At 63.8% G+C, this 25,031-nt stretch carries 23 protein-coding genes; 11 read left to right on the forward strand and 12 right to left on the reverse strand.

Going from position 1 to position 25,031, the window contains the following annotated elements; translation table 11 throughout:
• The first annotated feature begins 75 nt into the window (after nucleotides 1-75).
• The gene (locus tag G542_RS0109520) at nucleotides 76-432 is read left to right on the forward strand and encodes a DUF423 domain-containing protein (RefSeq protein ID WP_027823975.1); all 357 of its coding nucleotides are present in this window, start codon (nucleotides 76-78) and stop codon (nucleotides 430-432) included.
• A gap of 336 nt (nucleotides 433-768) precedes the next feature.
• Here the strand turns inward: G542_RS0109520 and ppnP are convergent, their stop codons facing one another.
• Nucleotides 769-1,080 carry a pyrimidine/purine nucleoside phosphorylase gene (ppnP, locus tag G542_RS0109525; RefSeq protein WP_012697072.1) on the reverse strand — a complete coding sequence of 104 codons (312 nt, stop codon included), beginning with the start codon at nucleotides 1,078-1,080 and terminating at the stop codon, nucleotides 769-771.
• Nucleotides 1,081-1,303: 223 nt separating this feature from the next.
• On the opposite strand from ppnP, the gene G542_RS0109530 reads away from it, so the two are divergent.
• Nucleotides 1,304-2,611, forward strand: a complete 1,308-nt coding sequence (locus G542_RS0109530; RefSeq protein WP_012697071.1) for a nucleobase:cation symporter-2 family protein — start codon at nucleotides 1,304-1,306, stop codon at nucleotides 2,609-2,611.
• A gap of 400 nt (nucleotides 2,612-3,011) precedes the next feature.
• Here the strand turns inward: G542_RS0109530 and G542_RS0109540 are convergent, their stop codons facing one another.
• The 7 genes from G542_RS0109540 to phnF all read right to left on the reverse strand — a co-directional run bounded on the left by G542_RS0109540 (nucleotide 3,012) and on the right by phnF (nucleotide 12,449).
• On the reverse strand, nucleotides 3,012-5,852 hold the full coding sequence (locus G542_RS0109540) for an adenosylcobalamin-dependent ribonucleoside-diphosphate reductase (protein ID WP_034985483.1): 2,841 nt from the start codon (nucleotides 5,850-5,852) through the stop codon (nucleotides 3,012-3,014).
• A 689-nt stretch (nucleotides 5,853-6,541) separates the two neighbouring features.
• On the reverse strand, nucleotides 6,542-8,230 hold the full coding sequence (locus G542_RS0109545; RefSeq protein WP_027823976.1) for a putative 2-aminoethylphosphonate ABC transporter permease subunit: 1,689 nt from the start codon (nucleotides 8,228-8,230) through the stop codon (nucleotides 6,542-6,544).
• Nucleotides 8,227-9,321 (reverse strand): putative 2-aminoethylphosphonate ABC transporter ATP-binding protein, encoded by a 1,095-nt coding sequence (locus G542_RS0109550; RefSeq protein ID WP_034985536.1) that lies wholly within the window; start codon nucleotides 9,319-9,321, stop codon nucleotides 8,227-8,229. Before G542_RS0109550 ends, G542_RS0109545 begins: the two co-directional genes overlap by 4 nt.
• A 65-nt stretch (nucleotides 9,322-9,386) precedes the next feature.
• On the reverse strand, nucleotides 9,387-10,400 hold the full coding sequence (locus G542_RS0109555) for a putative 2-aminoethylphosphonate ABC transporter substrate-binding protein (RefSeq protein ID WP_051189998.1): 1,014 nt from the start codon (nucleotides 10,398-10,400) through the stop codon (nucleotides 9,387-9,389).
• Nucleotides 10,401-10,490: 90 nt separating this feature from the next.
• Nucleotides 10,491-11,063, reverse strand: coding sequence for a phosphonate metabolism protein/1,5-bisphosphokinase (PRPP-forming) PhnN (phnN, locus tag G542_RS0109560; protein ID WP_027823978.1), 573 nt, complete (start codon nucleotides 11,061-11,063; stop codon nucleotides 10,491-10,493).
• The gene (locus G542_RS0109565; RefSeq protein WP_027823979.1) at nucleotides 11,053-11,721 is read right to left on the reverse strand and encodes a DUF1045 domain-containing protein; all 669 of its coding nucleotides are present in this window, start codon (nucleotides 11,719-11,721) and stop codon (nucleotides 11,053-11,055) included. The genes phnN and G542_RS0109565 overlap by 11 nt, the downstream gene beginning before the upstream one ends.
• Nucleotides 11,721-12,449, reverse strand: a complete 729-nt coding sequence (phnF, locus tag G542_RS0109570) for a phosphonate metabolism transcriptional regulator PhnF (protein WP_027823980.1) — start codon at nucleotides 12,447-12,449, stop codon at nucleotides 11,721-11,723. The genes G542_RS0109565 and phnF overlap by 1 nt, the downstream gene beginning before the upstream one ends.
• Before the next feature lie 140 nt (nucleotides 12,450-12,589).
• On the opposite strand from phnF, the gene phnG reads away from it, so the two are divergent.
• From phnG to G542_RS0109605, 7 genes are read left to right on the forward strand one after another with little or no spacing between them, the layout of a single operon-like run.
• Entirely contained in the window at nucleotides 12,590-13,036 is a 447-nt protein-coding gene (gene phnG, locus G542_RS0109575; RefSeq protein ID WP_012697059.1) for a phosphonate C-P lyase system protein PhnG, read from the forward strand.
• Entirely contained in the window at nucleotides 13,036-13,614 is a 579-nt protein-coding gene (phnH, locus tag G542_RS0109580; protein ID WP_012697058.1) for a phosphonate C-P lyase system protein PhnH, read from the forward strand. Before phnG ends, phnH begins: the two co-directional genes overlap by 1 nt.
• Nucleotides 13,615-13,617: 3 nt before the next feature.
• Complete coding sequence (locus tag G542_RS0109585; RefSeq protein WP_012697057.1) at nucleotides 13,618-14,706, forward strand: carbon-phosphorus lyase complex subunit; 1,089 nt, start codon at nucleotides 13,618-13,620, stop codon at nucleotides 14,704-14,706.
• The gene (locus G542_RS0109590; protein WP_012697056.1) at nucleotides 14,703-15,563 is read left to right on the forward strand and encodes an alpha-D-ribose 1-methylphosphonate 5-phosphate C-P-lyase PhnJ; all 861 of its coding nucleotides are present in this window, start codon (nucleotides 14,703-14,705) and stop codon (nucleotides 15,561-15,563) included. Before G542_RS0109585 ends, G542_RS0109590 begins: the two co-directional genes overlap by 4 nt.
• Nucleotides 15,560-16,330 (forward strand): phosphonate C-P lyase system protein PhnK, encoded by a 771-nt coding sequence (gene phnK / locus G542_RS0109595; protein ID WP_012697055.1) that lies wholly within the window; start codon nucleotides 15,560-15,562, stop codon nucleotides 16,328-16,330. The genes G542_RS0109590 and phnK overlap by 4 nt, the downstream gene beginning before the upstream one ends.
• Before the next feature lie 4 nt (nucleotides 16,331-16,334).
• The gene (phnL, locus tag G542_RS0109600; protein WP_027823981.1) at nucleotides 16,335-17,042 is read left to right on the forward strand and encodes a phosphonate C-P lyase system protein PhnL; all 708 of its coding nucleotides are present in this window, start codon (nucleotides 16,335-16,337) and stop codon (nucleotides 17,040-17,042) included.
• Nucleotides 17,039-18,181, forward strand: a complete 1,143-nt coding sequence (locus G542_RS0109605) for an alpha-D-ribose 1-methylphosphonate 5-triphosphate diphosphatase (protein WP_012697053.1) — start codon at nucleotides 17,039-17,041, stop codon at nucleotides 18,179-18,181. Before phnL ends, G542_RS0109605 begins: the two co-directional genes overlap by 4 nt.
• A 97-nt stretch (nucleotides 18,182-18,278) precedes the next feature.
• Here the strand turns inward: G542_RS0109605 and G542_RS19240 are convergent, their stop codons facing one another.
• On the reverse strand, nucleotides 18,279-18,899 hold the full coding sequence (locus G542_RS19240) for a LexA family protein (protein WP_012697052.1): 621 nt from the start codon (nucleotides 18,897-18,899) through the stop codon (nucleotides 18,279-18,281).
• 617 nt (nucleotides 18,900-19,516) lie between these two features.
• On the opposite strand from G542_RS19240, the gene G542_RS18515 reads away from it, so the two are divergent.
• Both G542_RS18515 and G542_RS19510 read left to right on the forward strand, forming a co-directional pair.
• Complete coding sequence (locus G542_RS18515; protein WP_155826637.1) at nucleotides 19,517-19,915, forward strand: hypothetical protein; 399 nt, start codon at nucleotides 19,517-19,519, stop codon at nucleotides 19,913-19,915.
• A gap of 511 nt (nucleotides 19,916-20,426) precedes the next feature.
• Complete coding sequence (locus G542_RS19510; protein ID WP_264674102.1) at nucleotides 20,427-20,561, forward strand: hypothetical protein; 135 nt, start codon at nucleotides 20,427-20,429, stop codon at nucleotides 20,559-20,561.
• 449 nt (nucleotides 20,562-21,010) lie between these two features.
• Here the strand turns inward: G542_RS19510 and kdpE are convergent, their stop codons facing one another.
• Genes kdpE through kdpC form a run of 3 tightly spaced genes read right to left on the reverse strand, consistent with a single transcriptional unit; the run spans nucleotide 21,011 to nucleotide 25,028 of the window.
• The gene (gene kdpE, locus G542_RS0109625) at nucleotides 21,011-21,712 is read right to left on the reverse strand and encodes a two-component system response regulator KdpE (RefSeq protein ID WP_012697050.1); all 702 of its coding nucleotides are present in this window, start codon (nucleotides 21,710-21,712) and stop codon (nucleotides 21,011-21,013) included.
• Nucleotides 21,709-24,342, reverse strand: a complete 2,634-nt coding sequence (locus tag G542_RS0109630) for a DUF4118 domain-containing protein (RefSeq protein WP_027823982.1) — start codon at nucleotides 24,340-24,342, stop codon at nucleotides 21,709-21,711. Before G542_RS0109630 ends, kdpE begins: the two co-directional genes overlap by 4 nt.
• 29 nt (nucleotides 24,343-24,371) lie before the next feature.
• Nucleotides 24,372-25,028: a potassium-transporting ATPase subunit KdpC gene (gene kdpC, locus G542_RS0109635; protein ID WP_244878698.1), complete on the reverse strand. Its 657-nt coding sequence runs from the start codon at nucleotides 25,026-25,028 to the stop codon at nucleotides 24,372-24,374.
• Between the last annotated feature and the right edge of the window lie 3 nt (nucleotides 25,029-25,031).

Consider the following 25,031-nt stretch of genomic DNA (forward strand, 5'->3'; position numbering starts at 1 on the left):
TAATTTCCACCCATGCAACGGTCTTGGCTGAATTATCCTGACATCAGGAAACAACAAGGAGATAGAACAATGCGAATGACCCAGTTTTCCGGTGCCGTCCTCATGCTGCTGGGGGTGGCACTGGGGGCATTTGGTGCCCATGCACTGGCTCCTGGTTTTGATGCCCGGGCGCTGGGCTGGTGGAATACGGCCGTACAGTACCAGTTCATCCACGCTGTCGGCCTGATTGCCATCGGCGCCGTCATCCGGCGGGGCATGGCACTGGCCTCAGTGCTGCTGTTCGCCGGTACCGTCATTTTTTGCGGCACCCTGTACCTGCTGGCACTGGGCGGGCCTTTGTGGCTGGGCATGGTCACTCCTGCCGGAGGCACCCTGATGCTGGGGGGCTGGGCAGCTGCAGCCATTGCGTTCTGGCGGGGAATTCCACGCTGAAAGGCAGGATTGGCTGAACTGCCCGACGGGATGATCCAATACACTCCGCGACGGGCGGTTTCAGCCGGCCTCCGGCACAATGGCTACACCAAGGCCGTCAGGCCGGTATCAAGGAATGCACTGACAGTGCACATCCTGCAAGGCGGGGAGGCGGAGCCGGATACGTGGCACACTCCGGATGACCCGCTCCACAGCTACGGACTGGCTGCCGCCAGCACGGGCCCGGTCCTTGTGTACATCCGCTCTTCCGACGTGGACACACGCGGTAAGCCTCTTCTTGCCGCCCGGATGGCCGGCACCGTGGCCGGGGCCGCCTGGCGGCCCCTCATGGCGAAATCAACCGAAATGGCAGACGTAATGCAGTGTGTCAGTCACTTCAATCGTGAAGTGGCTGTTACCCGGCACATTGAATGACTGGCCTGCTTCGTAGGTCTGGCTTGCCGGCGCATCTGCCAGCGTCACGCGGCACTGGCCAGCCAGCACCTCCATGATTTCCGGCGCACCGGTATTGAACTCCAGCGTGGCCGGCAGGATCACGCCCACGGACTTGCGACTGCCGTCCGGCAGGGTCAGATTATGGCTGATGCATTTGCCATCAAAATAGACATTGGCCGTTTTCTGGATACTGGCGTTTTCGAAATGAGTCATGCGTACGACCTGTATTGACGTTGAAATGAGCCGCCATTCTAGCTTTCGGTCGGTACAGGCGCGATACCTGGCCAATAACTCATGGCAGAACAAATGCTTGTTGCGCACGCAGTCGCCATTTCATGCCGTTTGCGTTTGACTTGCCCGTGCCAAACATGAATCATGCGCGCCTTGCGCGCGGGCCTTGCCGGCCTGATTCCGCCAACCCTTCCGGAAATCCAAAGTGGAACAGCTTTTGTATCAGGTCGAAGACCGGCCTCCGTTTGCCACCTCGCTGCTTCTGGCCATCCAGCATTTGCTGGCAGCCCTGGGCGGCATCATCGCCGTCCCGCTCGTTGTAGGCGGCGTCCTCAAACTGCCGACAGCCGACGTGGTGGCACTCGTCAATGCCGCACTGATGGTATCGGGTGCCGTCACCATCGTTCAGTGCCGCGGGGTCGGGCCGATCGGCATCCGCCTGCCCTGCGTGATGGGTACCAGCTTCACGTTTGTGGCCGCAGCCATTGCCATCGGCTTTGAACAAGGTGTGGCCGGCATCCTGGGCTCGTCACTGGTCGGATCGGTCGTCATGATCATCGGCAGTTTTTTCATGCCGCAGATCCGCAAGCTGTTTCCGCCGGTCGTTACCGGTACGGTCGTTTCCATGATCGGCCTGTCACTGATTCCGGTAGCCGTCGACTGGTTTGCCGGTGGACAGGTCGGATCGCCTGACTACGCCTCGCCGACCAATCTGGGCATTGCCCTCTTCGTGCTGGTACTGGTCATCGGACTGGTGCAGTTCGGCCGCGGCATCGTGGCGGCCGCCGCCATCGTGATCGGCATGTTTGTCGGTTATCTGGTGTGCCTGGCCTTCGGACTGATCGATTTCGGCCCGGTCAGGCAGGCCGATGTTTTTGCCGTCCCCTCCCCCATGCACTTTGGCATGAGCTTCCCGATCGCCGGCATCATCGGCATGTCGATTGCCTACCTCGTCACCATCGTCGAATCCACGGGCAACTTCCTGGCTCTCGGCCAGGCGACCAAGGTCAAGGTCGGTGGCAAGCAGATGTCGGCCGGCATCCTGTGTGACGGCCTTGGTTCGGCTTGTGCGGCAGTCATGTCGACCACGCCGTTCTCGTCGTTTGCCCAGAACATCGGCGTGGTCTCGCTGACCGGCGTGGCCAGCCGCTACGTGGTGGCGCTGACTGGCGTGCTGCTGGTACTGGCCGGCCTGTTCCCGGTCTTTGGCGCACTGATCGTCACCATTCCCCAGCCGGTACTCGGCGGAGCCGGGCTGATGATGTTCGCCATGATCATCGTGGCCGGCGTGGAAATGCTGGGCCGGGTGTCGCAAACCAAACGTAATGGCGTAATCATCGCCGTTGCCATCGGCTGTGGCATGGCCGTGACCGTGCGCCCCGAACTGCTGTCGAAGCTGCCGTCTTTCGTCAAGGAAGTGTTCGGCTCGGGCATTACGGTCAGTTCGCTGGTCGCACTGGGGCTGAACCTGATCCTGCCCGGCCGGGTAGATGCTCCGGTCGAAGGTGACTGAAACACCTTTGCCCTGATCCCGACAGGCTGCCTTGTGGCAGCCTGTTTTTTTAGGCTTTTTGCGGAGCCCGGCCGCTGTTGTTGCCGGATTCTCGGCCTGCAGGGCCGATGGAAAAGAAACACAGGCCATCGTACCGGTTGCCGTTGCAGGCATGACGCATGCCCCTGTACATGGCAATGCCCCTGATGCCTGCCTCTGCCCTGACATCCGGCTCACGCACCATGCAAATCACAGGCCCCGGATGCAATGCTGGCGGCCGGATCGTCGACAGAAGCCCTGCATCTTGTCTGCAAACAAAAACGGCTTTCCAAGATGGAAAGCCGTTCCGGCTGCCTGGCTCCGGCATGTCAGACACCCGGGCACAGGCAGGTTACACCGTGGAGGTCATCCCGGCCGAGACTCAGCCGCAGCTGCCGATATGTCCGCAGGCCGTGCAGAATTCGCAGCCGTCCTTCTTGATCACGGCGTGATTGCCGCATTCCGGGCACTTGCGGCCCGAGGTCGGCGCCGGTGCCTGCGTGGTCACGGCATCGAACAGCTCACCCTGCTCCGGCACCATCACGCCCATTTCTTCCAGCGGGAAGCCGTCCTCGTTGAGGACGCCCAGCATGGCAAAGCGGTGGATGACCAGACGGGCGATGTAGGCCACGGTGGACGGCCAGCTTTGCGATTTTTCGCTCCCCGGAATGCGGGCAAAGAAATCACCCTGCGGTTCGGCGTAAGACAGCAGCTTGCGCAGCTTCATGCCGATCCAGGCCGGATCGATGACGCGCATGTCCAGCGACAGCATCTTGCACAAGCCGTCCAGCTCGCGCGGATAGCTGCCAGCCAGCCACATCGAGAACGGGCGGCGCTGTCCGGTCGGCAATACCAGCTCTTTCAGGAACAGCACGAAATCGTCGCCGGTGGCCGGGTTGACCACGTCGACCGACCAGCTCATGGTGCCGTCCACGCCGGACTTCGGCTCCTTGCGGGCAAACAGCGCGTCCATCACCGGGGTGGCTTCGCCTTCGGCCGCACCGAAAGCACCCAGTTCCTCGACACGGTGGCGTACCACCTGAGCCAGTACCGACGAGGCACTGGTGGCACGGATGGTGTCGTTGCCCAGTTCCAGCACGTAGCGTTTGTCGTCGTGGGTCTTGGCCAGTGCTTCGAGCTTGGCCTTGAGCCAGGCGCGGTCCATCGAGCGCATGTCCATCGACAGCGTTTTGGCAACGGCACCCAGACCACGCGGCTGTTCGGCACCATTTACCCACACTTCAAACGGAGTGGCATGACCGTTCTGAATGTGGCCCACAAACACGGCGAAATCACCGGAAGGGTTTTCCACCATGTAGGTCCAGCCCGGGTTGCCGCCCTTGATCTTGGGGCGGTTGGGCCACTTGAGCGAGGCCAGTGCCGGTTCCGGAGTCTTGTTGAGCGCAATGCGGCGGTCCGGATCATCGGACGGCGGCAGGTCGGCCGGGGTTTCCCTGGTCGGCTCCACACTCAGCACCGAGCCCAGCACGCTGTTCGGACGATAGGTGGTAATGCCCTTCAGGCCGGCACGCCAGGCTTCGATATACAGGCTTTCGAAGTCGGCAAACGGATAGTCAGCCGGCACGTTGACGGTTTTGGAAATGGCGGTATCGATGAACGGTGCCACGGCAGCGACCATGCTCATGTGGTCAAGCGCGCTCATTTCCAGTGCCGATACGAAGTAATCCGGCAGGCTGGAGACATCGCCACCCAGCTCGCGGTAAACACGGTAGGCGTGGTCCTCGACGCGGTATTCCTGCTGGGTACCGTCGGCCATGCGCTTCTTGCGGGTATAGAACCAGCTGAACGGCGGCTCGATGCCGTTGCTGGCATTGTCGGCAAACGCCAGCGAAATGGTGCCGGTCGGTGCGATCGACAGCAGGTGCGAGTTGCGGATGCCGTGCTTCTTGATGCGGGCCTTGATTTCCTTGGGCAGGCGGCTGGCGCAATGCGGCTCGGCCAGGTACTGGTCGGCATCAAAGAGCGGGAAGGCGCCCTTTTCAATGGCCAGATCCACCGAGGCGTCGTAGGCGGAGTTACGCATGGCTTCGGACACCCGGGCGGCAAAGGCACGACCGGCATCAGAGCTGTACTTGATGGTGAGCATGATCAGCGCGTCACCAAGACCGGTAAAGCCGAGGCCGATCCGGCGCTTGGACTGGGCTTCGCGCTGCTGTTCCGGCAGCGGCCACACGGTCAGGTCAAGCACATTGTCAAGCATGCGCACCGACTGTCGCACCACCTTGTCGAAGGTGGCAAAGTCAAAGCCGGCCTTGGCGGTGAACGGATCGCGCACGAAACGGGTCAGGTTGATCGAACCCAGGTCGCAGCAGCCGTAATCCGGCAGCGGCTGTTCGCCACACGGATTGGTCGACTCGATCACTTCGCAGTACGACAGGTTGTTGTCACGGTTGATCTTCGACATGAACAGCACGCCCGGCTCGGCATGGTCATAGGTCGATTCCATGATCTGGTTCCACAGGTCGCGTGCGCGCACGGCACGGTAGACCCACTTGCCGTCGGCCCGCTGGCAGGCATCCGGAAATTCCTTGCGGTCCGGCTCTTCCTTGTGCACCAGCTCCCAGCTGCCGTCAGCCTCGACTGCCTGCATGAAGGCATCGCTGACGCCGACCGAAATGTTGAAGTTGCGCAGGTCGCCGGCATCCTTGGCATGGATGAAGGATTCGATGTCCGGGTGATCGCAGTCGAGCACGCCCATCTGGGCACCACGACGGGCGCCGGCGGACTCGACGGTCTCGCAGCTGCGGTCGAATACGCGCATGTACGACACCGGGCCGGAGGCCCGGCTGTTGGTGCCCTTCACCCGCGCACCCTTCGGGCGGATGCGGGTGAAGTTGTAGCCCACGCCGCCGCCACGGCGCATGGTTTCGGCGGCCTGCAACAAGGCTTCGTAAATGCCGACCTTGCCGTCGCGGGTTTCGCTGACCGAATCACCCACGGGCTGCACGAAGCAGTTGATCAGGGTGGCCGACAGCTCGGTACCGGCAGCGGAATTGATCCGCCCGCCCGGGATGAAGCCCTGTTCCATCGCCCAGTAGAACGATTCGGCATGGCGCGACGGTTCCTGCTCCTGCCCGGCCAGTGCCGCCGCCACCCGGCGACGCACGTCAGCGACGTTTTGCTCGTCGCCCTTGGCGTATTTTTCCAGCAGCACTTCGCGGGAGATTTCCTGCTCGGCCAGCGGGGCCGGTTTTTCGTGCATCACGTTGTTGTCTCCGGGAATCTGGGCAACCGCTCTGGCAGCTGCTCCATGAAAAAACCGCCGTGGAATGAAAAAGGCTACGGCGGTCAGTATTCAGTGAATTTCCCAAGAATTTTACTAGATATCGTCAGATCAACAAGTCTTGACACTAGATGTTGTTTTTGACCAGCGAGGCATTTCCACGCCTGGCCTGGCGGTAAGTCCTTGTCATCCAAGGCATGCACCGCCTGGCGGAGCATTTTCCGGCACCTTGCCGATGATGTCAGTCACGACTGCCTCGTGCCCGGTACTGGCACGAAAAACCGTGGTAGCAAACATGCCAGTACCCTCGCCTTTCGCTGCATCGGCTCCCTTTTCCCGCCGGTGAACGAGCCACCTCCGGCACGCATGCCACCAGCCGGAGTCCGGCAGCAATGCAGGCCGGTATATCACCCGCCGTGGGCACGAATGCAACACTTTCCGGGCAGTGCGCTGCATGCCCTGCCCACTCCCAGAGGCAACATCCGGCTGGCCAGCCCGGCCTCTTGCCAGCCGCCCCGGCCTTGCCCGGACAAGCTGCGACCCTTCCGGGCAACGGATGCCTGACGGACATCTCCCGGGCCTGCTCCTCCATCAGACCGGGCAGCCCGTGCATCAAGGCCACCGGACGCCCTGCCCGGCCGGCAGGCAGGCAGTCCGGGGCACCGGTCCTAGCCTGGATTCCTGACCTGCCGGCCAAGCCAGTAAAAACCGGCCGACACCACTGCCGAAGTCAGCACCACCAGCGTGGCCATCGCCGCCGCTGCCGCCGTGTCGCCGGCATCGTCCAGTGTCAGGATGGTCAGGGCAGCCACGCTGCTGTCCGGCGAATACAGGAAGATCAGCGCCGACACGGTCGTCATCGCCGACACGAAGAAATAACGCGCCACTTCGATCACGGCCGGCAGGCACATCGGCAGCGTGACCCGCCAGAAGGTGATCCAGAACGGCACTTTCAGCGATGCCGCCACGGCTTCGAACTCCGGGTCCAGCTGCTTGAGGGCGGTCGTGGCGGTCAGGTGGGCCGTGGTATAGAAATGCGCCACCGTACACACGGTCATCAGGAGCAGGCTGCCATACAGCCACGCTAGCGGATTGCCGGGCTGGTTGAACACGAACACATATCCCAGACCCAGTACCAGCCCTGGCACCGCCATCGGCAGCATGGCCAGGAGGCGCAAGACCCGGCGACCGCTGCCGGCCAGATTCAGCCGCTCGGCCCACACCGCCCCCGGAAACACCAGCACCGAGCCGACCAGTGCCGTCCCGCCGGCCAGCCAGAGGCTGTTGAACCACGCCTGCCAGCCCTCGCCGCCGACGCTGTCAAAATCGTAGTGATCCAGCGTCAGCGTCAGGTCGTAAGGCCAGTAACGGATGAACGACGCCCCCATGCCTACGCCCAGCAGTCCCAGCAGCGCCAGCGACAATCCGGTCAGCAGCAACAGGGCCAGTCCGTCGCGCCACCACAGCGGCTGCGGACGGAAACGCACCGAGCGCGCCTGCAAGGCCGACTGCTGCCGGGCCGCCAGCCGGCGCTCGCACCAGAACGCCAGCACGGCCGGCAGCAGCAACAGCATGCCGATCACCGCCCCGCGCTCGAACTGCTGCTGGCCGATGACCTGCTTGTAGACCTCGACCGCCAATACGCTGACATCACCGCCGATGATCTTCGGCACCCCGAAGTCGGTAATCACCAGGGTAAACACCACCAGCGCCGCCGACACCACGCCATAGCGTGCGCCAGGCAGGGTCAGGGTGAAAAACTGCCGCAGGCGGCCCGCGCCCAGCGTGGTGGCCGCCTCATAAAGCCGCGCATCGGCAGTGGACAGCGCGGTCAGGATGATCATCAGCGCATGCGGAAAGGTGTAAAACACCTCGCCGGCCAGCATGCCGGCAAAACCGTAAATGCCGGCCCCGCCCATCCAGTCCTTGAGCAGACCCTGGTTGCCGAACAGGTAGATCAGCGAAATCGCCGGCATCAGCGACGGCGCCAGCAGGGGCACCAGCGCCACCTGCCGGAACAAGGGGCGGACCGGCGCGCAGCTGCGGACCAGCGCCCAGGCAAAGGCAAACGCCAGCGGCACCACCAGCAGCGTGCTGCCGATCGCCAGCAGCAGGCTGTTTTGCGCCGCCTGCATCAGTCCCGGCGTGGCCAGCACCTCACTCCACGCCGCAAGGCCGGCAAAGCTGCCGTCCAGCCGCACCACGCTGCGCCAGCCGATTGCCAGCAGCGGCACACCTACGCAGGCTGCCAGTACGGCCACCCACAGCCATACCAGCGCGTACCCGACCCGGCGCTCGCGCACCGGCTCCGCTTCGGCCTTGCCGGCCAGCCAGATCATCGGCAACGCCAGCTTCATGCCGCCCTCCCGTCTGCGGCATACGCCAGCAAGCGATCGGCCGGCAGCTCGACCGCTACCGTGTCGCCCAGCCGCACCGGCCGCCGCGACAGCATCGACGGGCAGAAATCCGCCCGCAGCTCCACGCCGGGCATGCCCTGTGGCGCCAGCCGGCACTGGGTCATCGCCCCGGCAAAACTGATGTCGGTCAGCTCGGCCAGAAACCGGTTGCTTCCCTCTTCCCAGCGCTCGTGCAGGATCACGTCCTCCGGTCGCACGAACAGCGCCTGGGCCTCGCCGGCCGGCAGGCGGCCGGACAGCGCCAGGGTTTTCCGCCCGATCCTGACGCTTCGCTCGCCGGCCCGCTCGCCATTCAGCCAGTTGGCCTCCCCGACAAACTCGGCCACGAACCGGCTGGCCGGACGGCGGTAAATGTCGGCCGGGCTGCCGACCTGTTCGATCCGCCCCTTGTTCATTACGACCACCCGGTCGGCAATCGCCAGTGCCTCGGCCTGGTCGTGCGTCACCATCAGCGTGGTCACACCAAGTTTCTTTTGCAGGCGCTTGAGTTCTTCGCGCAGGCGGTCACGCACGCGCGCATCCAGCGCCGACAGGGGTTCGTCCAGCAACAGCAGACCCGGCGAAGTCGCCAGGGCCCGTGCCAGCGCCACCCGCTGCTGCTGTCCACCGGAGAGCTCGGACGGGTATTTGTCCTCGGCGCCTGGCAGTCCCACCATGTCGAGCAATTCGCGCACCCGCTGGCGGTGCCGCCCGGCTTGCCAGCGCGGCCGCAGTCCATAGGCGATGTTGGCCGCCACGGTCAGGTTCGGAAACAGCGCATAGCTCTGGAACACGATGCCGTAATCGCGTCCGGCCGGCGGGGTGCGGGTAATGTCGCGGCCGGCCAGCCGGATGTCACCGCTGTCCGGTTCGTCCAGCCCGGCGATCAGCCGCAGCAGTGTGGTCTTGCCGCAGCCGGACGGCCCGAGCAGGCAGACGAACTCGCCTTTGGCAATGTCGAGCGACACGGCATCCAGCGCGGTAAAGGCGCCGTAATGGCGCGAGAGGCCACGCACGGCCAGATGCGGCCGGGTGGCAGAAGCAATAGACATGGGCATGGCAACATCCTGCGCCAAGCCGGCCCCGCGGAAGGGGCCGGCCGGCATGGGCGAAACGGTCAGGGCTTGGGTTCGGACTTGCTTTCGTAGCGGCGGCTCCATTCGCGCAGGATGCTGTCGCGCTGGCGGGCGGCCCAGCCAAAGTCGTTCTTGACCAGCCGCTGGGCGTAATCGGCCGGGATGTACGGGCTCGGCTTGGCGACGCCGGGCATGGCCACCACGGCAAAGTTCTTTTCGTACAGTTCGTTGGCCTCGCGGCTGGCGGCAAAATCGGCCAGCTTCTGCGCGGCGGCGAGGTTCTTCGTACCCTTCATGATCGCCGTGGCTTCGATGTCCCAGCCCAGCCCTTCCTTCGGGTACACCAGATCGATCGGCGCGCCCTTGTCCTTCAGTTGGGCGCCCCGGTATTCAAACGAAATCCCGATCGGATATTCGCCCGAAGCGGCCATCTTGCAGGGCTTGGAACCGGAATGGACGTACTGCGCCATGTTCACGTGCAGGCGGTCCATGTAGTCCCAGCCCTTCTTGTCACCGAAGTGCTGCAACCACGCCGACACGTCCAGAAAACCGGTGCCGCTGGAAGCCGGGTGCGGCATGACGATCTGGCCTTTGTAGACCGGGCGAGTCAGGTCTTCCCAGCTTTCCGGCTTCGGCAGGCCTTTTTTGGCAGCCTCGACCGTGTTGAAGCACACGGTGGCCGCCCACACGTCCATGCCGACCCAGCGCGGCGGCTGGTGGCTGTCGACATAACGCTTGTCGAGTGCCGCCAGTCCCTTGGGCGCATAGGGCTGCAACATGCCCTGCTGGTCGAGCTGCATCAGGCTGGTGGCTGCCAGCCCCCACACCGCGTCAGCCTGCGGGCGGGCCTTTTCCGCGATCAGCCGGGCGGTGATGATGCCGGTCGATTCGCGCACCCAGCGGATCTGCACATCCGGGTTGGCTTTTTCAAAAGCTTCCTTGTAGGACTTGAGCTGGTCCGGTTCCAGCGCGGTATAGACGGTCAGGGTGGTGGCAGCGGCTGCCGACATCGACAGGGCAATGCCGCCAGCAGCGAACAGGGACTTGAGCAACATGGACAACGCTCCTTGTGTAGACGTATAGACATTTAAGGACGGACATTGCGGCCGGCAGATATCCGATACGCCTACTCTAGAGCGTGTCCGTTACAACGCCGTGATGGGTTGATGACAATGCGAGGACAGCCACGCCACCAGCTCGGCGCCCGCCACGGCCAGTTCGCCGTCATTGCACAGCACCCGGCAATCCGCCGGCGGCCGGAATCCGGCCGAGGCCGCCAGCCGGGCAGCAATGTCATCGGCGCTTTCGCGTCCGCGGGCTGCCAGCCTGGCTGCCAGCACGGCGGGGCTGGCGGTAATCCAGAGCGGTTTCAGCCCCGGAAAACACTGGCGGGCCTGCGGCAGCGCGGCGCGGGAACCGTTCACCACCACCACCAGCCCGGCAGCCAGCCAGTCCGTCACTTCGCAGCCCAGCCCGTAGGCCAGCCCGTTGCGCCGCCAGCTCAGGGCAAAGCAGCCGTGCGCTTCGCGCAGGGCAAATTCCGCCTCGCTGAGTGCCACATGGTTTTCGCTGCCGGCAGTCGCCGGCCGGGTGATGTAGCGGTGGGCAAACACCAGCGGCTGCCCGGCCAGCCGTTCGCGCGCATAGCCGAGCAGGCTGTCCTTGCCGGCGCCCGACGGCCCCATCACGTAGATCAACTGCCCCGTTTCAGTCCGCATTGACGTACTCCCGGCCATCAAAGCCATACCAGGCGGCATAGCGGAAAGCCGCCCCCGCTTCCGGTTCGACAAACAGGGCCAGCCCTTCCACCGGCTGGTACAGGGCACCGTCAAAGTGGGCTGCAGCCCGGGCAAGCCATGACGGGATGTCCACTTCGTCCAGCTGGCTGGTCAGGGTGAAATGGCAGCGATAGCACTCGAATACATACGGATACCCCCAGCGCCGGCACAGTTCGGCCTCGCGCGCCGACAGGCCGGTGCGCAGCGGTGCCGGTGCTGCCAGCGCATCCAGCGCCAGCAGCGCCGCTGTTGCCAGTTCTGCCACCTGCGACTGCCCGGATACCGGACGCAAGGCTGCAAAGCCGTTGAGCGTTGCAGGCGCCAGCGTCAGCCCGAACGTGGCAAAACGCCGGGCCAGCGTGCGGAGCGTGGCATGAACGGCTGCCTCACTCGCACCTTCTGCAAGGGCGAACGGAGCACGCAGCGTGGCATGCCAGCCATAACGGGCAGCGGCAGCCACCCGGTCAGCATCGGCAGCAGACCACCCCGAAGGCAGAGCCACCGGCCGGTTCAGCCAAGCATCGCGCCCCAGCCAGGCCGAACCCAGTTGCCAGAAGCGGCTGGCCGGTGGTGGCGCAAGATAGACCGCGTAGCGCATCAGCCTTCCTCCGCTTCCATGACCAGCTGGATCAGGTCACCGTTGAACCAGGTGATCCCGTACTGCACCGGCACGCCATCGGCATCGACGTTGAGCGATTTCACATGCAGCACCGGCCGGGTCTTGGGCACGTGCAGCAAGGTCTGGATTTCGCTGTCCGGCAGGCGCGCGGTCACACGGGTAAAGCGCCGGGTGTAATCCCCCACGCTCAGGCGTGCCAGCGTGCGGGTGACCGATTTCTCTTCGGCATAGAGGTCGGCAAACCCCGGCAGCCGTCCGGCCGGGAAAAATCCCAGCGAGGTATCCACCAGCCGCCCGTCCACCCGGCTGAGGGTCCGGATGCGGTACAGCAGGCTGCCCGATGCCACTTCCAGCAGCCCGGCCAGTTCGGCCGTGGCCGGCAGCGTGTCGCTGCTGATGATCTCGATGCTGGCGTCCAGGTTTTGCCGGGCCATGTTGCGCGAAAAGCGCGTGCGCCGGCTGATGGCATAGTCGATGGCATTGTCCTGCACGAACGTGCCGCGCCCCTGCTCCACCCGCAGCACGCCGCGTTCCACCAGTGCCGCCACGGCACGGCGGATGGTGTGCCGGTTGACGGCGAACTGTTCGGCCAGTTGCATTTCGTTGGGCAGCCGCTCACCTGCCGCCAGACTGCCCTGGGCAATGGCATCGGCCAGCTCGTTTTCTATCTGGCGCCAGACTGCCACGCCGGAACCCCGCTCAATCATGTTGTCTCCATCCAGCCCGGCCGGGCTGCCATCTGTTTGTCACGAAAAATTCACCGTTCTGCGATGTGATGATGCCACCCCGACGATTATGATGGATACGTCTATACGTTTATATGAATTTTTTCTGAAGCGAGCGACCCATGACGTGTGAGCCCCTCTCCCGCCAGCAGTGGATGCGCCTTCTGGCGCTGGCCCCTCCAGCCGAGCTGGACGCCCTGCTCTCTCCACTTTTGCCCGACGCCACCGCCTGCCGCTGGCTGCGCCGCCCGGAAACCGGGCTGGCCATGCTGCAAGGCCGTGCCGGCGGCACTGGTGCCCGGTTCAACCTTGGCGAGGCCAGCCTGACCCGCGCCAGCGTCAACGTCGGCGCCTTTACCGGCCATGCGTGGGTACTGGGCAGCCAGCCGCGCCACGCCGAGCTGGCCGCACTGGCCGATGCCCTGCTGCAAGACCCGGCCCGCCACGCCACGCTGGCCGGACAGGTGCTGGCACCGCTGACTGCCACCCTGGTAGCCCGCCGCGCAGCCGAACGCCGCGAGGCCGCCGCCAGCAAGGTCGAATTCTTCACCATGGTGCGAGGCGAATGATGTTACAGCCGCAATTTGACAATCCTGTGCACGACGCCCAGCAGGTATTCCGCACCCTGCTCGCCGCCATGGCCGAACCTTTGCTGCCGCGCGCCCTGCCGGTCTTGCCGCCCGAACCGCCGGCCGACCTGCATCCGGCCACGGCTGCCGCCCTGCTCACCCTGCTGGATGGCGACGTCAGCCTGGCTGCAGATCTCGCCCCTGCCACGGCCGAATGGCTGCGCTTTCATACCGGCGTACGCTTGACGGACAGACCGGAGGAGGCCGATTTCGTGCTGGTACGCCGGGGGTGCGCCCTGCCGTCCCTGGCCAGCCTGCGCCAGGGCGAACCGGCCTATCCGGACCGTTCCGCCACCTTGCTGGTCGAAGTGGCCGGTTTTGCCGCCCGTGGCCCCATCGAAGGCAGCGGCCCCGGATTGGCCCGCCCGCGCCGCAGCAGCGACTGCGGACTGCCGCGCGAATTCTGGCTGGCCCGCCAGCAGGCCGAAGCCCGCTTCCCGCTGGGGGTCGACCTGCTGCTGTTCAGTGCCGGCGAAGTGATGGCACTGCCGCGTTCCACCCGGCTGACGGAGGTCTGAGCGATGTATGTAGCCGTAAAAGGCGGTGAAACCGCCATCTCCCATGCCTGCGACCTGCTCGCACGGGCCCGCCGTGGTGATACGGCCGTGCCGGAACTGTCACTCGAGCAGATCCGCCAGCAGATGCGGCTGGCCGTGGCCCGCGTGATGCAGGAAGGCTCGCTGTACGACGAAGAACTCGCTGCCCTTGCCCTCAAACAGGCCGCCGGCGACGTGGTCGAAGCGGTGTTCCTGCTGCGAGCCTTTCGCACCACCCTGCCGCGTTTCGGTTATTCGCAGCCGCTCGACACCGCTGCCATGCGGGTGCGCCGCCGGGTGTCCGGCACCTTCAAGGATGTGCCGGGCGGCCAGGTGCTCGGCCCAACGCCGGACTACACCCAGCGCCTGCTGGATTTCAGCCTGGCGGGTGCCGGCAGCCTGCCGCCGGTGCCGGACAGCGACATGCCGCTCGACGACACCCTGCCGCCGGTGCTGGACGTGCTGGCCGCCGAAGGGCTGATCGAGCCGGAATTGCCAGCCCCCGGTGATCCGGCTCCGGCCGACCTGACCCGGGCGCCGCTGATGTTCCCGGCCGACCGCGCCACCCGCCTGCAAAACCTTGCCCGGGGTGACGAAGGCTGGCTGCTGGGTCTAGCTTATTCGACCCAGCGCGGCTACGCCGAGAGCCACCCGTTTGCCGGCGAAATCCGCATGGGCGCTGTCGAAATCAGCTTTCAGCCGGAGGAGCTGGATTTCGCGCTGACGGTGGGCGAGATCATCCTGACCGAATGCCAGATGATCAACCAGTTCAAGGGCAGCGCCGATGTGCCGCCGCAGTTCACCCGTGGTTACGGACTGGCGTTTGGCGAGGCCGAGCGCAAGGCCATGGCCATGGCGCTGGTCGACCGCGCCCTGCGTGCCACCGAACTGGGAGAGCTGAACCAGGCACCAGCGCAGGAAGCCGAATTCGTGCTGTGCCACAGCGACAACGTGGAAGCCTCGGGCTTTGTCCAGCATCTCAAGCTGCCGCACTACGTTGATTTTCAGGCCGAACTCTCGCTCCTGCGCACCCTGCGTGCCGGATTCGATTCCCAACCGGAGGTTCGCCCATGAGCACCCCCTGCACCAGCCACCGCGCGTGGCAGTACAACTTTGCCTTTCTGGACGAACACACCAAGCGGATGATCAGGCGCGGCCTGCTGAAAGCGGTGGCGATTCCGGGCTATCAGGTGCCGTTCGGCAGCCGGGAGATGCCGCTACCGTATGGCTGGGGCACCGGCGGCATCCAGGTGACGGCCAGCATTCTGGGCGCGGACGACACCCTCAAGGTGATCGACCAGGGCGCGGACGACACCACCAATGCGGTGAACATCCGCCGCTTTTTCAGCCGGGTGGCCGGTGTTGCCACCACCGAGCAGACGGCGGCCGCCAGCGTCATCCAGACCCGCCACCGCATTCCGGAAACCCCGCTGAAGGCAGGGCAGATCATGGTGTTCCAGGTGCCGGAGCCGGAGCCGCTGCGCACGCTGGAATCCAGCGAGGTGGAAACCCGCCAGATGCATGCCAACCAGGAATACGGGCTGATGCACGTCAAGCTCTACGAGGACATCGCCCGCTTTGGCCATATCGCCACCAGCTACGACTACCCGGTGATGGTGAACGGCCGCTATCTCGCTTCGCCGTCGCCGATTCCGAAATTCGACAACCCCAAGCTCGACATGAGCCCGGCCCTGATGCTGTTCGGTGCCGGACGGGAAAAGCGCCTGTATGCGATTCCGCCCTACACCCGGGTGGATAGCCTCGCCTTTGACGACCATCCGTTTGAAGTGCAGCGCTGGCCGCATGCCTGCGCGCTGTGCGGCGACACTGGCAGCTATCTCGACGAAATCGTGACCGACAACGCCGGCCAGCGCCTGTTCGTGTGCTCCGACACCGACCATTGCCAGAGCCGGCAGGAGAATCCCGCATGACGCCCATCCTTTCCGTCCGCTCGCTGGGCAAACGCTATGGCCAGCGCTGGGGCTGCCGCGACATCAGCTTTGACCTCTATCCGGGCGAAGTGCTGTGCATCGTCGGGGAGTCCGGCTCGGGCAAGTCCACCCTGCTCTCCACCCTTGCCGGACGGCTGCCGGCCGATGCGGGCGAAGTCGGCTTTGTCGACCAGCATGGTACGCGCCACGACCTGATCCGGCTGGCCGAGGCCGACCGGCGCCGGCTGGCCCGGACCGAATGGGGCTTTGTCACCCAGCATGCCCGCGACGGGCTGCGCATGAACGTGTCGGCCGGAGCCAATGTCAGCGAACGGCTGATGGCACTGGGCGAGCGCCACTATGGCGAACTGCGCGCCACTGCCGGGCACTGGCTGGACGAAGTGGAAATCGGTGCGGAACGGCTGGACGACACGCCGAACCAGTTTTCCGGCGGCATGCAGCAGCGTTTGCAGATTGCCCGCAACCTTGTCACCCGGCCGCGGCTGGTGTTCATGGACGAGCCCACCGGCGGGCTGGATGTGTCGGTGCAGGCGCGCTTTCTCGACCTGACCCGCCGGCTGGTCCACGACTTCGGCATTGCCGTGATCATGGTCACCCACGATCTGGGCGTGGCCCGCCTGCTTGCCCATCGCACGCTGGTGATGCAGCAGGGCGGCGTGGTCGAGGCCGGGCTGACCGACCAGATCCTCGACGACCCGCAGCATCCGTATACCCAGCTTCTGGTTTCTTCGATCTTGCAGGCCTGATGCCATGACCTTACTCATTGACGCCAACCGAATTGGCAAAACCTTTGTCCTGCACCAGCAGGGCGGCCTGAAGCTGCCGGTGCTGGCCGACGTGTCGCTGCAAGTGGCCGCCGGAGAATGCGTGGCGCTGACCGGCCCGTCGGGTGCGGGCAAAAGCACGTTCCTGAAAGCGCTGTACGCCAGCTATCTGGTGCAGAGCGGCAGCATCCGCATCCGTCACCGCGACCGCTGGGTGGACATGGCGCAGGCACTGCCGCACGAAGTGGTGGAAGTGCGGCGCGAAACCCTCGGCTACGTCAGCCAGTTCCTGCGGGTGATCCCGCGGGTGGGCGCGCTCGACATCGTGGCCGAGCCGCTGGTCGAACGGGGCGAATCCCAGGCCGCAGCCCGCCTGGTGGCCGGCGAATGGCTGGCCCGGCTGAACATTCCCGAGCGGCTGTGGTCGCTGCCACCGGCCACGTTTTCCGGCGGCGAGCAGCAGCGCATCAACATTGCCCGCGGCATGATTGCGCCGCGCCCGGTCCTGCTGCTGGACGAGCCGACGGCCTCGCTGGATGCCGGCAACCGTCAGGTGGTGATCGCGCTGATGAACGAAGCCAAGGCACGCGGCGCGGCGCTGGTCGGCATTTTCCACGATGAAGACACCCGCACGGCGGTCGCTGACCGCCTGTTTACCGTACCGTTGGTACGCGACGAGGAGATTCCCGCATGAGCCAGCTGTTCAACCATGCCCGCCTGATTCTGGCTGACCGCGTGATCGAGCGTGGAGCACTGGAAACCGTCAACGGGGTGATTACCGCCATTCACGAGCAACCGCTGCCGGAAGGGTGCGGTCTGGACCTGGGCGGGGATGACCTGATTCCCGGGCTGGTGGAAGTCCATACCGACAATCTGGAAAAACACCTGATGCCGCGCAACGGCGTGCTGTGGCCGATGTTGCCGGCTGTCATCACCCACGATGCGCAGTGCGTGGCGGCCGGCATCACCACCGTGCTGGATGCCCTGTCCGTCGGCGATCTGGAAGGTGAAAGCGTACGGCTGGAAACCCTTCACACCGCCTTTGCCGCCATCAATGCCGGCCAGGAAGCCGGCGTGTTCCGCGCCGACCACCTGATCCACCTGCGCTGCGAACTGGCCTATCCAGACTTGCTGGCCGAACTGGCCCCGCTGATCGACCATCCGGCCGTCCGGCTGCTGTCGGTCATGGACCACACGCCGGGGCAGCGCCAGTACCGCGATCTGGCGCAATACAAAAAGTATTACGCCAAGAAGAAAGTGAACTGGACGGACGACACTTTCGAGGCGGCCGTGGCGGAGCGCCGCGCCATGCAGGCCCGCCATGCAGACACGCACAATGCGGCGGTGGTGGAAATGGCACGGGTGCGCGGCATCGCGCTGGCCAGCCATGACGATACCGACCCGGCGCACATCGAGCTGGCCTGCCAGGACGGTGTGGTGATTTCGGAATTCCCGACGACCCGGGCTGCGGCTGCCGCAGCGCACGAGGCAGGACTGTGGACGGTAATGGGGGCACCCAACGTGGTGCGGGGTGGCTCGCACTCGGGCAATGTTGCGGCGGTGGAACTGGCCCGCGCCGGATTGCTCGATATCCTCTCCAGCGACTATGTGCCGGCTAGCCTGCTGCACGCGGCGTACCTGTTGCAGGAACAGGCCAGCTGGACACTGCCGGCCGCCATTGCCACCGTCAGCCGCACGCCGGCCCGTGCCATCGGACTGGCCGACCGGGGTGAAATTGCCGTGGGCCAGCGGGCGGACCTGGTGCGGGTACGCGCCCATGCCGACACACCACTGGTGCAGGGCGTGTGGAAACAGGGGCGGCAGGTTTTCTGATAACGACTCCCGGATTCAGGCATCCCGCCTGAATCCGGAGCAGGCACAAGTACCTGTCGCACGGGTGATTGCGTCTGCTCCGGCACGTATCCTGTCTTCAGAAACGGCGTACGCAGCCGGTTACCACGCCCCAGATCACCAGCTCCTGCTCGTAGCTGGGCACGATGTCGGGGTAATCGGGATTGGCTGCCTTAAGGATGACCCGTCCGCCCTGCCGTTGCAGGCGCTTAACGGTAAATTCGCCTTCTATGGCTGCCACAACGATGTCGCCGCTGGACGGAGTCCGGCTTTTGTCGACCACCAGGATGTCGCCGTCAAACACATGGGCACCGGTCATCGACTCTCCTTTGGCCCGGACCAGAAAAGTGGAAGGCGCGTCGTCGATCAGGTAGTGGTTGAGATCCAGCGTGTCTTCGACATAGTCATCTGCCGGGCTGGGCATGCCGGCGCGCACGCCAGCGGCATGCAACGGCATACCCAGCACCGGTGCCAGTCTGGCTGGCAGCAGTACTTCGCCCGGATATTGCCCGGCCAGTTCCTCAATGCTGGCGAGCCGGGCCGCCTGCCGTGCCTTGACCAGCGTGATGACCGCCTCCTTGTCCTCTACCGGCACCCGGATCTGGGTCAAAGGCTCGGAGGTATCAATGCGACCGGAGCCTGCCGGCCGCCCGGCGCCTGCCCGGGCGCCGCCACGCCCGGGTTTGTCTGGTGAATGCATGTATGTTTCCCCACTGGTCGAGTCGTTTTATGATTATTGCACCATATATCAAAAAAGACCAGAAGTTCGTGGAAACCAGGGGCCGTCCAACAGCTATCAGACAACCCGGCGGATCGTGACCTGCATATGCTTTGCCCAGCAAGGAATCCCGTACGGACACGCCGTATCGGCCACTGATGCAATGATGCCACTCGCCAGGCATCAACCCGTATGGCCGAATAAAAAAACCGTTCTTGTTTATTCGGCCAACAAGACCCACCACATGCACGCATCATTCGAAACATATTGAATAACCAGCATGATTTATTAACATTTTATATTGTTTAGCCACCACCAATTCATATGGAATTTTTAACAATCCATGAATATGGGCGTATTGTCCTGGATTGTTTGATTGGTTAATATTTTAACGACCGCGGCATATGAAGACATGCCGAGCATAAATAAAAACTATCCGAACCATCAAGGCAGGCAGCATGTTTCCAAGTATCTATTTAACCGTCAGTTTTCTTGCATGGCCATTCAGCAGTCTTTGCATATGGTGCATATTTTACTCTGGACACGGAAACAGCAAAAAAAGTTACATCAAGTCAGCTGCATATGGCGTCATACCCATCTTGTTGTTCCTGATTGTGATCCAGATGAAATTGAATGCAATTGAATCAAGCCTTCCACCAGTATCAGAAATGGAAAACCAGGAACAATACGATCAACCAGGCAAAGAGAACAAGCTGACACATGAGGTCAACGTAGTAAATGACCAGAAAATCACAACAGGGTCGTGCATTGAGCTGAATACGGAAGGCAATGCAACTCCATGGGCTAAAAAAAGCTCATGCTTTCACGAGTTTTCAGAGCTGATCCGCGGGAAAATCGACGATCCGGAACAGACTACGGCCGAGCTTATTTCATTGGCGGTAAAAAGTCCGTCCAGCCATGGCGTATTGTCAACAAGCTCAATACACCTGTCGGTCAAGGCGCCCGGAGTCTTTACGATTACAGAGAAAAACCGATAAAGCAATCAGGAGACAATCAAAAGCAGGGAGCTAGCTTGATCACTGTTAAAAAGCTTTCAACATTTCATCAGACAGAATCCAGGAGGCCTCATGCAAGGTGTGCAATTGCCTTGATTGCAATTACGCAAGGCTGAATTTCCCGTGGATTGGGATGCAAACCTCGTGCTTCAGCCGGATGAACCATGCATGGCAATCAACAGGCTGCATGCACGATTGTGGCAGAGACCACGCAAGGACTTCCGGCCAGGCCCCGTGCGAGAGCAATGAAGTTACACCCGCCCGCCTGGACAGCTACAGGTCGGCCGCTTTTTGACATGAATGACCCGGGCCCGCAATTTCGACAACTGCGTTGTCTCCAGCCAAGGCAGATTGAGCCAGGGCAGACTGTCCAGAGCTGCTTTGCAAACACGACGGACAATGCAGTCTGCACGGCATCTGAAATTATGCAAACAGGCGGATTTTTATCCTATAGAATAGCTAATAAGAATATTTGAATAGACAGGAGGCTTGCATGTTTACCCTGACACCCCGCGGCATGATTGCCGCCATCTATCGCCGGCGGTTTGTCATCCTCGGACAGTGCATCAGTCTTTCGACGGCTTTTTCTGCGGCACTGGTGACCGTCTGGATGATTTCCCAGATGTAGGGGATGAAAGGATCAATACAGGCTATAGCCAGAACAAACAGGCAAGTACGGATCAATCATCTAAGATAATCAAAAAACAAGGATTGCTCATGAACCAAGATGACCTGACCATCGCGGCCATCGTCACGGCCTGCTTCATTGCGTCAACGCCCGTATTGTTCGCCCTGACCGACTACCTGGCGTCACTGCTATGGGGTTGATCCCGGACAGTTGCGCCACTGCGTCCGCCCCTTGCCAGCCTGCTTTCCAGCGGGCTTCGTCATTCATGGACTGACCGGATGTCTCCGGCAACCAGGCACACCTGAACCAGCGCATGATTCCTGCCAGCCCGCATGCACTCCGGACTGCCTGGTCAGGAATTTGACGGCAATAACGGGGGTTCTGGTCGCGGGATGCCATTCACGCCCCACCACTACCAGACACAAGCCGCCGGCAAAGCCGCAGGATGACTACGAAAGTGCACAAACCCCGGCCAGCCTGTATCCCACCTGCAACTCGGTCAACAGGCATTCCGGCTGGGCCGGATCGTGTTCCAGCTTCTGCCTCAGGTTGCCCATGTAGATGCGCACATAGTGCTGCCGCTCCACATGATTCGGTCCCCAGACCTCCTGCAACAATTGCCGGTGCGTCAGCACCCGTCCGTGATTGCGAAGCAACACCGACAGCAGGCGAAACTCGATGGGGGTCAGGTGCACCATTTCTCCGCCACGACGCACCTCGCGCAGACTGACGTCCACTTCCACCTCGCCAAAGCGGTAACGCCCGCTTTCGGCCCCCGGTGCCGCACTACGCCGCCGGAGCTGTACCCGTACCCGCGCCAGCAGTTCCGGCACGCCAAACGGCTTGGCCAGGTAATCGTCGGCCCCGGCATCCAGTGCCTCGACCTTTTCTGCCTCCTGGTCCCGGGCCGACAGCACCAGCACGCCGGCCGACGACCAGCTGCGCAACTCGCGGATCAGCTGCTTGCCATCACCATCCGGCAATCCCAGATCGACCACCAGCAGGTCAGGCTGCCGTGACGCCGCTTCGATCAGGCCACGCTTGACCGATTCCGCCTCAAAAACCGCATGGCCTTCATCCTCCAGCGCCACGCGCAGGAACTTGCGGATATTCGGGTCGTCTTCAACGATCAGGATGCGGCTCGGGTTCATTCGATTTCTTCCGGAACAGCAGTTTTCACCGGCAATGCCACTACAAAGCGGGCACCGCCTTCATGCCGGTTTTCCGTGGCAATGGTGCCACCGTGGGCCTCCACGATCAGCCGGCACAAGGCCAGCCCCAGCCCGGCACCGGAAGTCGCGGATTCCCGTACCCCGCGCACAAAGGGCTGGAACAGGCTCTCCGCCGGTTCCGGCAACCCGGGGCCCTCATCGTCCACCCGCAGCCGCAGCCATCCGTTATCCAGCCGGGCACTGATCCGGATACCGCTGCCGACCGGCGTGTACTTGGCTGCATTATCCAGCAGGTTGACCAGTACCCGCTCGATCAGCAGGGCATCGAACTCCAGCAGCGGCAGCTCCGCTGGCAAGGCAACCTGCACCGGATGCCGGGCCAGTACCGGCCGCAGCTGCCCCAGTGCCGAACCGACCACTTCTTCCAGCGATTGCCAGTCCAGCCGCAACTTGACCCCGCCACTTTGCAGGCGGGCCATGTCGAGCAGGTTGCTGACCAGCCGGTTCATCTGCGTTGCCTCACCATGGATGGCGTGCGCCAGTTCCTGCTGCGCCGGGTCAGCCAGCTTTTTTTCCAGTGTGCCCGCCAGCCCGGCAATGGCGGTGATCGGGGTACGCAGATCGTGTGACACTGCCGACAGCAGCGTATTGCGCATCCGCTCGCCCTCCATCGACACCAGCGCATCCTGCGCAACTTCCACGTAATGAACGCGCTCCAGCGCCAGCGCAATCTGGGCACAGCAGCCATCCAGCAAGTGCCGCCATTCCGGTTCGTCCGGCATCCGGCTGTCGGTCAGCTGCAATGCCAGTACCCCGCGGGTACGCATCGGCGCCTTGAGCGGCACGTAGCGGATGTCGGTAGCCGACAGGGTTTGCGTCCCCGCGCCTGCCTCCTGCTGGTTGTCGTACACCCATTGCGCCACCTCCCGGTCCACCGGCAGCGCCCCGACCGCTTTCAGCGTTTCGTGGGCATCCGGCAGCAAGACAGCAATGCGGACGGTCAGCAGCGGCTCCAGCTGTTCGGTGGCAATCGACACGATCTGCTCGGTCTGCAAGGCGCCCGACAGCTCGCGCGCCAGCCGCGCCAGCGCCTTGGCCCGGAACTCACGCAACTGGGCGATATCGGCCGCCTGACGCAATGAGGCCGCCAGCTGGCCAATCAGCAGCGCCACCCCCAGCATCAGCACAAAGGTAAACAGGTACTGGGTGTCGTTGACCGTAAAAGACCAGTACGGCGGCACAAAAAAGAAATCGAAACAGCCGACTGCCAGCAGGGCTGCCCACGCCCCCGGCCCGCGCCCCCAGCGGATCGCCACCAGCACCACCGTCAACAGCAACAGCATGATGACATTGGCCGGCGCAAACACCTGCAACAGCAGGGCCGACAGCACCGTAGTGGCTGCACAGGCCAGCGTGGCCCAGCCATAGTCGCGCCACACCGGCCGCCCGGGATGCCAGATGCGCGGCGCGGTGCGGGCTGCCTCGCCGCTGGATACCAGAATCACGTCCAGGTCCGGATGCCGGGCGACAATCCGCTCGGGCAAGGCCCGCTGCCAGCGCCAGCGGCGCCCGGACTGTGGCCGCACACCGCACAGCAGCTTGGTCGCATTGCGACTGCGGGCATAGGCCGCCAGCACTTCCTCCACCTGCCCGCCGGACAGGGTGGTGATTTCCGCCCCCAGACTGGCCGCCAGCTTCAGCGCCTGCAAAGCCTCTTCACGCACGCGCCGTCCGCCACGGGGCGCATCGACATGCACGGCAATCCAGTCGGTTTGCAGGCGGGCCGCCAGCCGGGCCGCCTCGCGTACCAGCCGGTCACCGCCCTCCCCGCCCACACACACCAAGAGGCGATCCCGTGCCTCCCAGACCGGCTGGATGTTGCGGTCGGCCCGATAGGCGCGCATCTGCGCATCCACCCGGTCGGCGGTGCGGCGCAGGGCCAGTTCACGCAACGCAATCAGGTTGCCCTTGCGGAAGAAATGCTGGCGGGCCCGCTCGGCTGCATCCGGCAGATACACCTTGCCTGCCGCCAGCCGTGACAGCAGCTCGTCGGGCGGCAGATCCACCAGCCGCACCTCGTCAGCCTCGTCAAACACCCGGTCCGGCACGGTTTCGCGTACCGGAATGCCGGTAATGCCCGCCACGATGTCGTTCAGGCTTTCCAGATGCTGCACGTTGAGCGCGGTATAGACATCAATCCCCGCCGCCAGCAGCTCGGCCACATCCTGCCAGCGCTTGCGGTGCCGACTGCCTTCCACGTTGCTGTGGGCCAGCTCGTCGACCACGATCAGCGGCGGATGCAGTGCCAGCGCCGCATCCAGATCAAACTCGGCCAGATCATGCCCGCGATAGGCCACCCGCCGGGAGGGCAGCATCGGCAGCCCCTCCAGCAGGCGGGCCGTTTCCTGGCGGCCGTGGGTTTCCACGATGCCGACCAGCCCCTCGCACCCGGCTTCCCGCTGCTGCCGGAGTGCCTGCAACATGGCAAAGGTCTTGCCGACGCCAGCGCAGGCGCCAAAGAAGATGGTCAGCTTGCCACGGGCAGCGCGCTGCTCGTCGGCCTGCAAGGCAGCCAGCAGGCGGTCGGGGTCGGGTCGCAAATCGTCCATGAAACGGCCACGCTTCCGTCTGGTTCAGGTTAACGGCTCGCCAACTGGTCAAGCTGGCGGTTGAGTTGCAGCACATTGACGCGCGGCTCGCCAAACATGCCCCATTGCGGCGGCTGGATCAAATCCCGCACCAGTTGTGCCACGGCCTCCTCGGGCAAGCCACGCGCCCGGGCCACCCGCGCCACCTGGTAGAACGCCGCGGCCGGCGAAATGTCCGGGTCCAGCCCGCTGGCCGAACTGGTCACCAGATCCAGCGGCACCGTCTGGCCGGCAGGCACTGGCGCCAGTGCCACGATCCGTTCGCGCACCTGCCTGACCAGTTCCGGATTGGCCGGGCCCAGATTGCTGCCCCCCGAGGCCATGGCATTGTAAGGACGCTCGGCCGTCGCCGATGGCCGGCCGTGGAAGTAATGTGCTGCCGTAAACGACTGGCCGATCAGCACACTGCCGACCACCCGTTCACCATCGCGCACCAGACTGCCGTTGGCCTGAAAGGGAAACAGGGTCTGCGCCAGCCCGGTCACCAGCGCGGGATAGGCCAGCCCGGTCAGCGCCGACAGCAGCACCAGCAGGGTCAGCGCCGGGCGCAACAGCCCACGGCAGGAGGTGGTCGTGCCCGCTACTCGCACGGAGATGGCTTGCCCGGTCGTCAGCCTAGCGGCATTCAGGGTAGAAGTCAGTTTCATGGC

The organism is Laribacter hongkongensis DSM 14985, assembly GCF_000423285.1.
GTDB classification, from domain to species: domain Bacteria; phylum Pseudomonadota; class Gammaproteobacteria; order Burkholderiales; family Aquaspirillaceae; genus Laribacter; species Laribacter hongkongensis.

Excerpts from the sequence above, each read along its gene's own strand:
- kdpC (WP_244878698.1), bottom strand. The coding sequence starts at position 25,028 with ATGAAACTGACTTCTACCCTGAATGCCGCTAGGCTGACGACCGGGCAA.
- G542_RS0109585 (WP_012697057.1), top strand. The coding sequence starts at position 13,618 with ATGTATGTAGCCGTAAAAGGCGGTGAAACCGCCATCTCCCATGCCTGC.
- ppnP (WP_012697072.1), bottom strand. The coding sequence starts at position 1,080 with ATGACTCATTTCGAAAACGCCAGTATCCAGAAAACGGCCAATGTCTAT.
- G542_RS0109630 (WP_027823982.1), bottom strand. The coding sequence starts at position 24,342 with ATGGACGATTTGCGACCCGACCCCGACCGCCTGCTGGCTGCCTTGCAG.
- G542_RS0109540 (WP_034985483.1), bottom strand. The coding sequence starts at position 5,852 with ATGCACGAAAAACCGGCCCCGCTGGCCGAGCAGGAAATCTCCCGCGAA.
- G542_RS0109565 (WP_027823979.1), bottom strand. The coding sequence starts at position 11,721 with ATGCGCTACGCGGTCTATCTTGCGCCACCACCGGCCAGCCGCTTCTGG.
- phnN (WP_027823978.1), bottom strand. The coding sequence starts at position 11,063 with ATGCGGACTGAAACGGGGCAGTTGATCTACGTGATGGGGCCGTCGGGC.
- phnL (WP_027823981.1), top strand. The coding sequence starts at position 16,335 with ATGACCTTACTCATTGACGCCAACCGAATTGGCAAAACCTTTGTCCTG.
- G542_RS0109555 (WP_051189998.1), bottom strand. The coding sequence starts at position 10,400 with ATGTTGCTCAAGTCCCTGTTCGCTGCTGGCGGCATTGCCCTGTCGATG.
- G542_RS0109605 (WP_012697053.1), top strand. The coding sequence starts at position 17,039 with ATGAGCCAGCTGTTCAACCATGCCCGCCTGATTCTGGCTGACCGCGTG.
- G542_RS0109550 (WP_034985536.1), bottom strand. The coding sequence starts at position 9,321 with ATGTCTATTGCTTCTGCCACCCGGCCGCATCTGGCCGTGCGTGGCCTC.
- kdpE (WP_012697050.1), bottom strand. The coding sequence starts at position 21,712 with ATGAACCCGAGCCGCATCCTGATCGTTGAAGACGACCCGAATATCCGC.
- G542_RS0109545 (WP_027823976.1), bottom strand. The coding sequence starts at position 8,230 with ATGAAGCTGGCGTTGCCGATGATCTGGCTGGCCGGCAAGGCCGAAGCG.
- G542_RS19240 (WP_012697052.1), bottom strand. The coding sequence starts at position 18,899 with ATGCATTCACCAGACAAACCCGGGCGTGGCGGCGCCCGGGCAGGCGCC.
- phnK (WP_012697055.1), top strand. The coding sequence starts at position 15,560 with ATGACGCCCATCCTTTCCGTCCGCTCGCTGGGCAAACGCTATGGCCAG.
- phnH (WP_012697058.1), top strand. The coding sequence starts at position 13,036 with ATGTTACAGCCGCAATTTGACAATCCTGTGCACGACGCCCAGCAGGTA.
- G542_RS19510 (WP_264674102.1), top strand. The coding sequence starts at position 20,427 with ATGTTTACCCTGACACCCCGCGGCATGATTGCCGCCATCTATCGCCGG.
- phnF (WP_027823980.1), bottom strand. The coding sequence starts at position 12,449 with ATGATTGAGCGGGGTTCCGGCGTGGCAGTCTGGCGCCAGATAGAAAAC.
- phnG (WP_012697059.1), top strand. The coding sequence starts at position 12,590 with ATGACGTGTGAGCCCCTCTCCCGCCAGCAGTGGATGCGCCTTCTGGCG.
- G542_RS0109520 (WP_027823975.1), top strand. The coding sequence starts at position 76 with ATGACCCAGTTTTCCGGTGCCGTCCTCATGCTGCTGGGGGTGGCACTG.
- G542_RS0109590 (WP_012697056.1), top strand. The coding sequence starts at position 14,703 with ATGAGCACCCCCTGCACCAGCCACCGCGCGTGGCAGTACAACTTTGCC.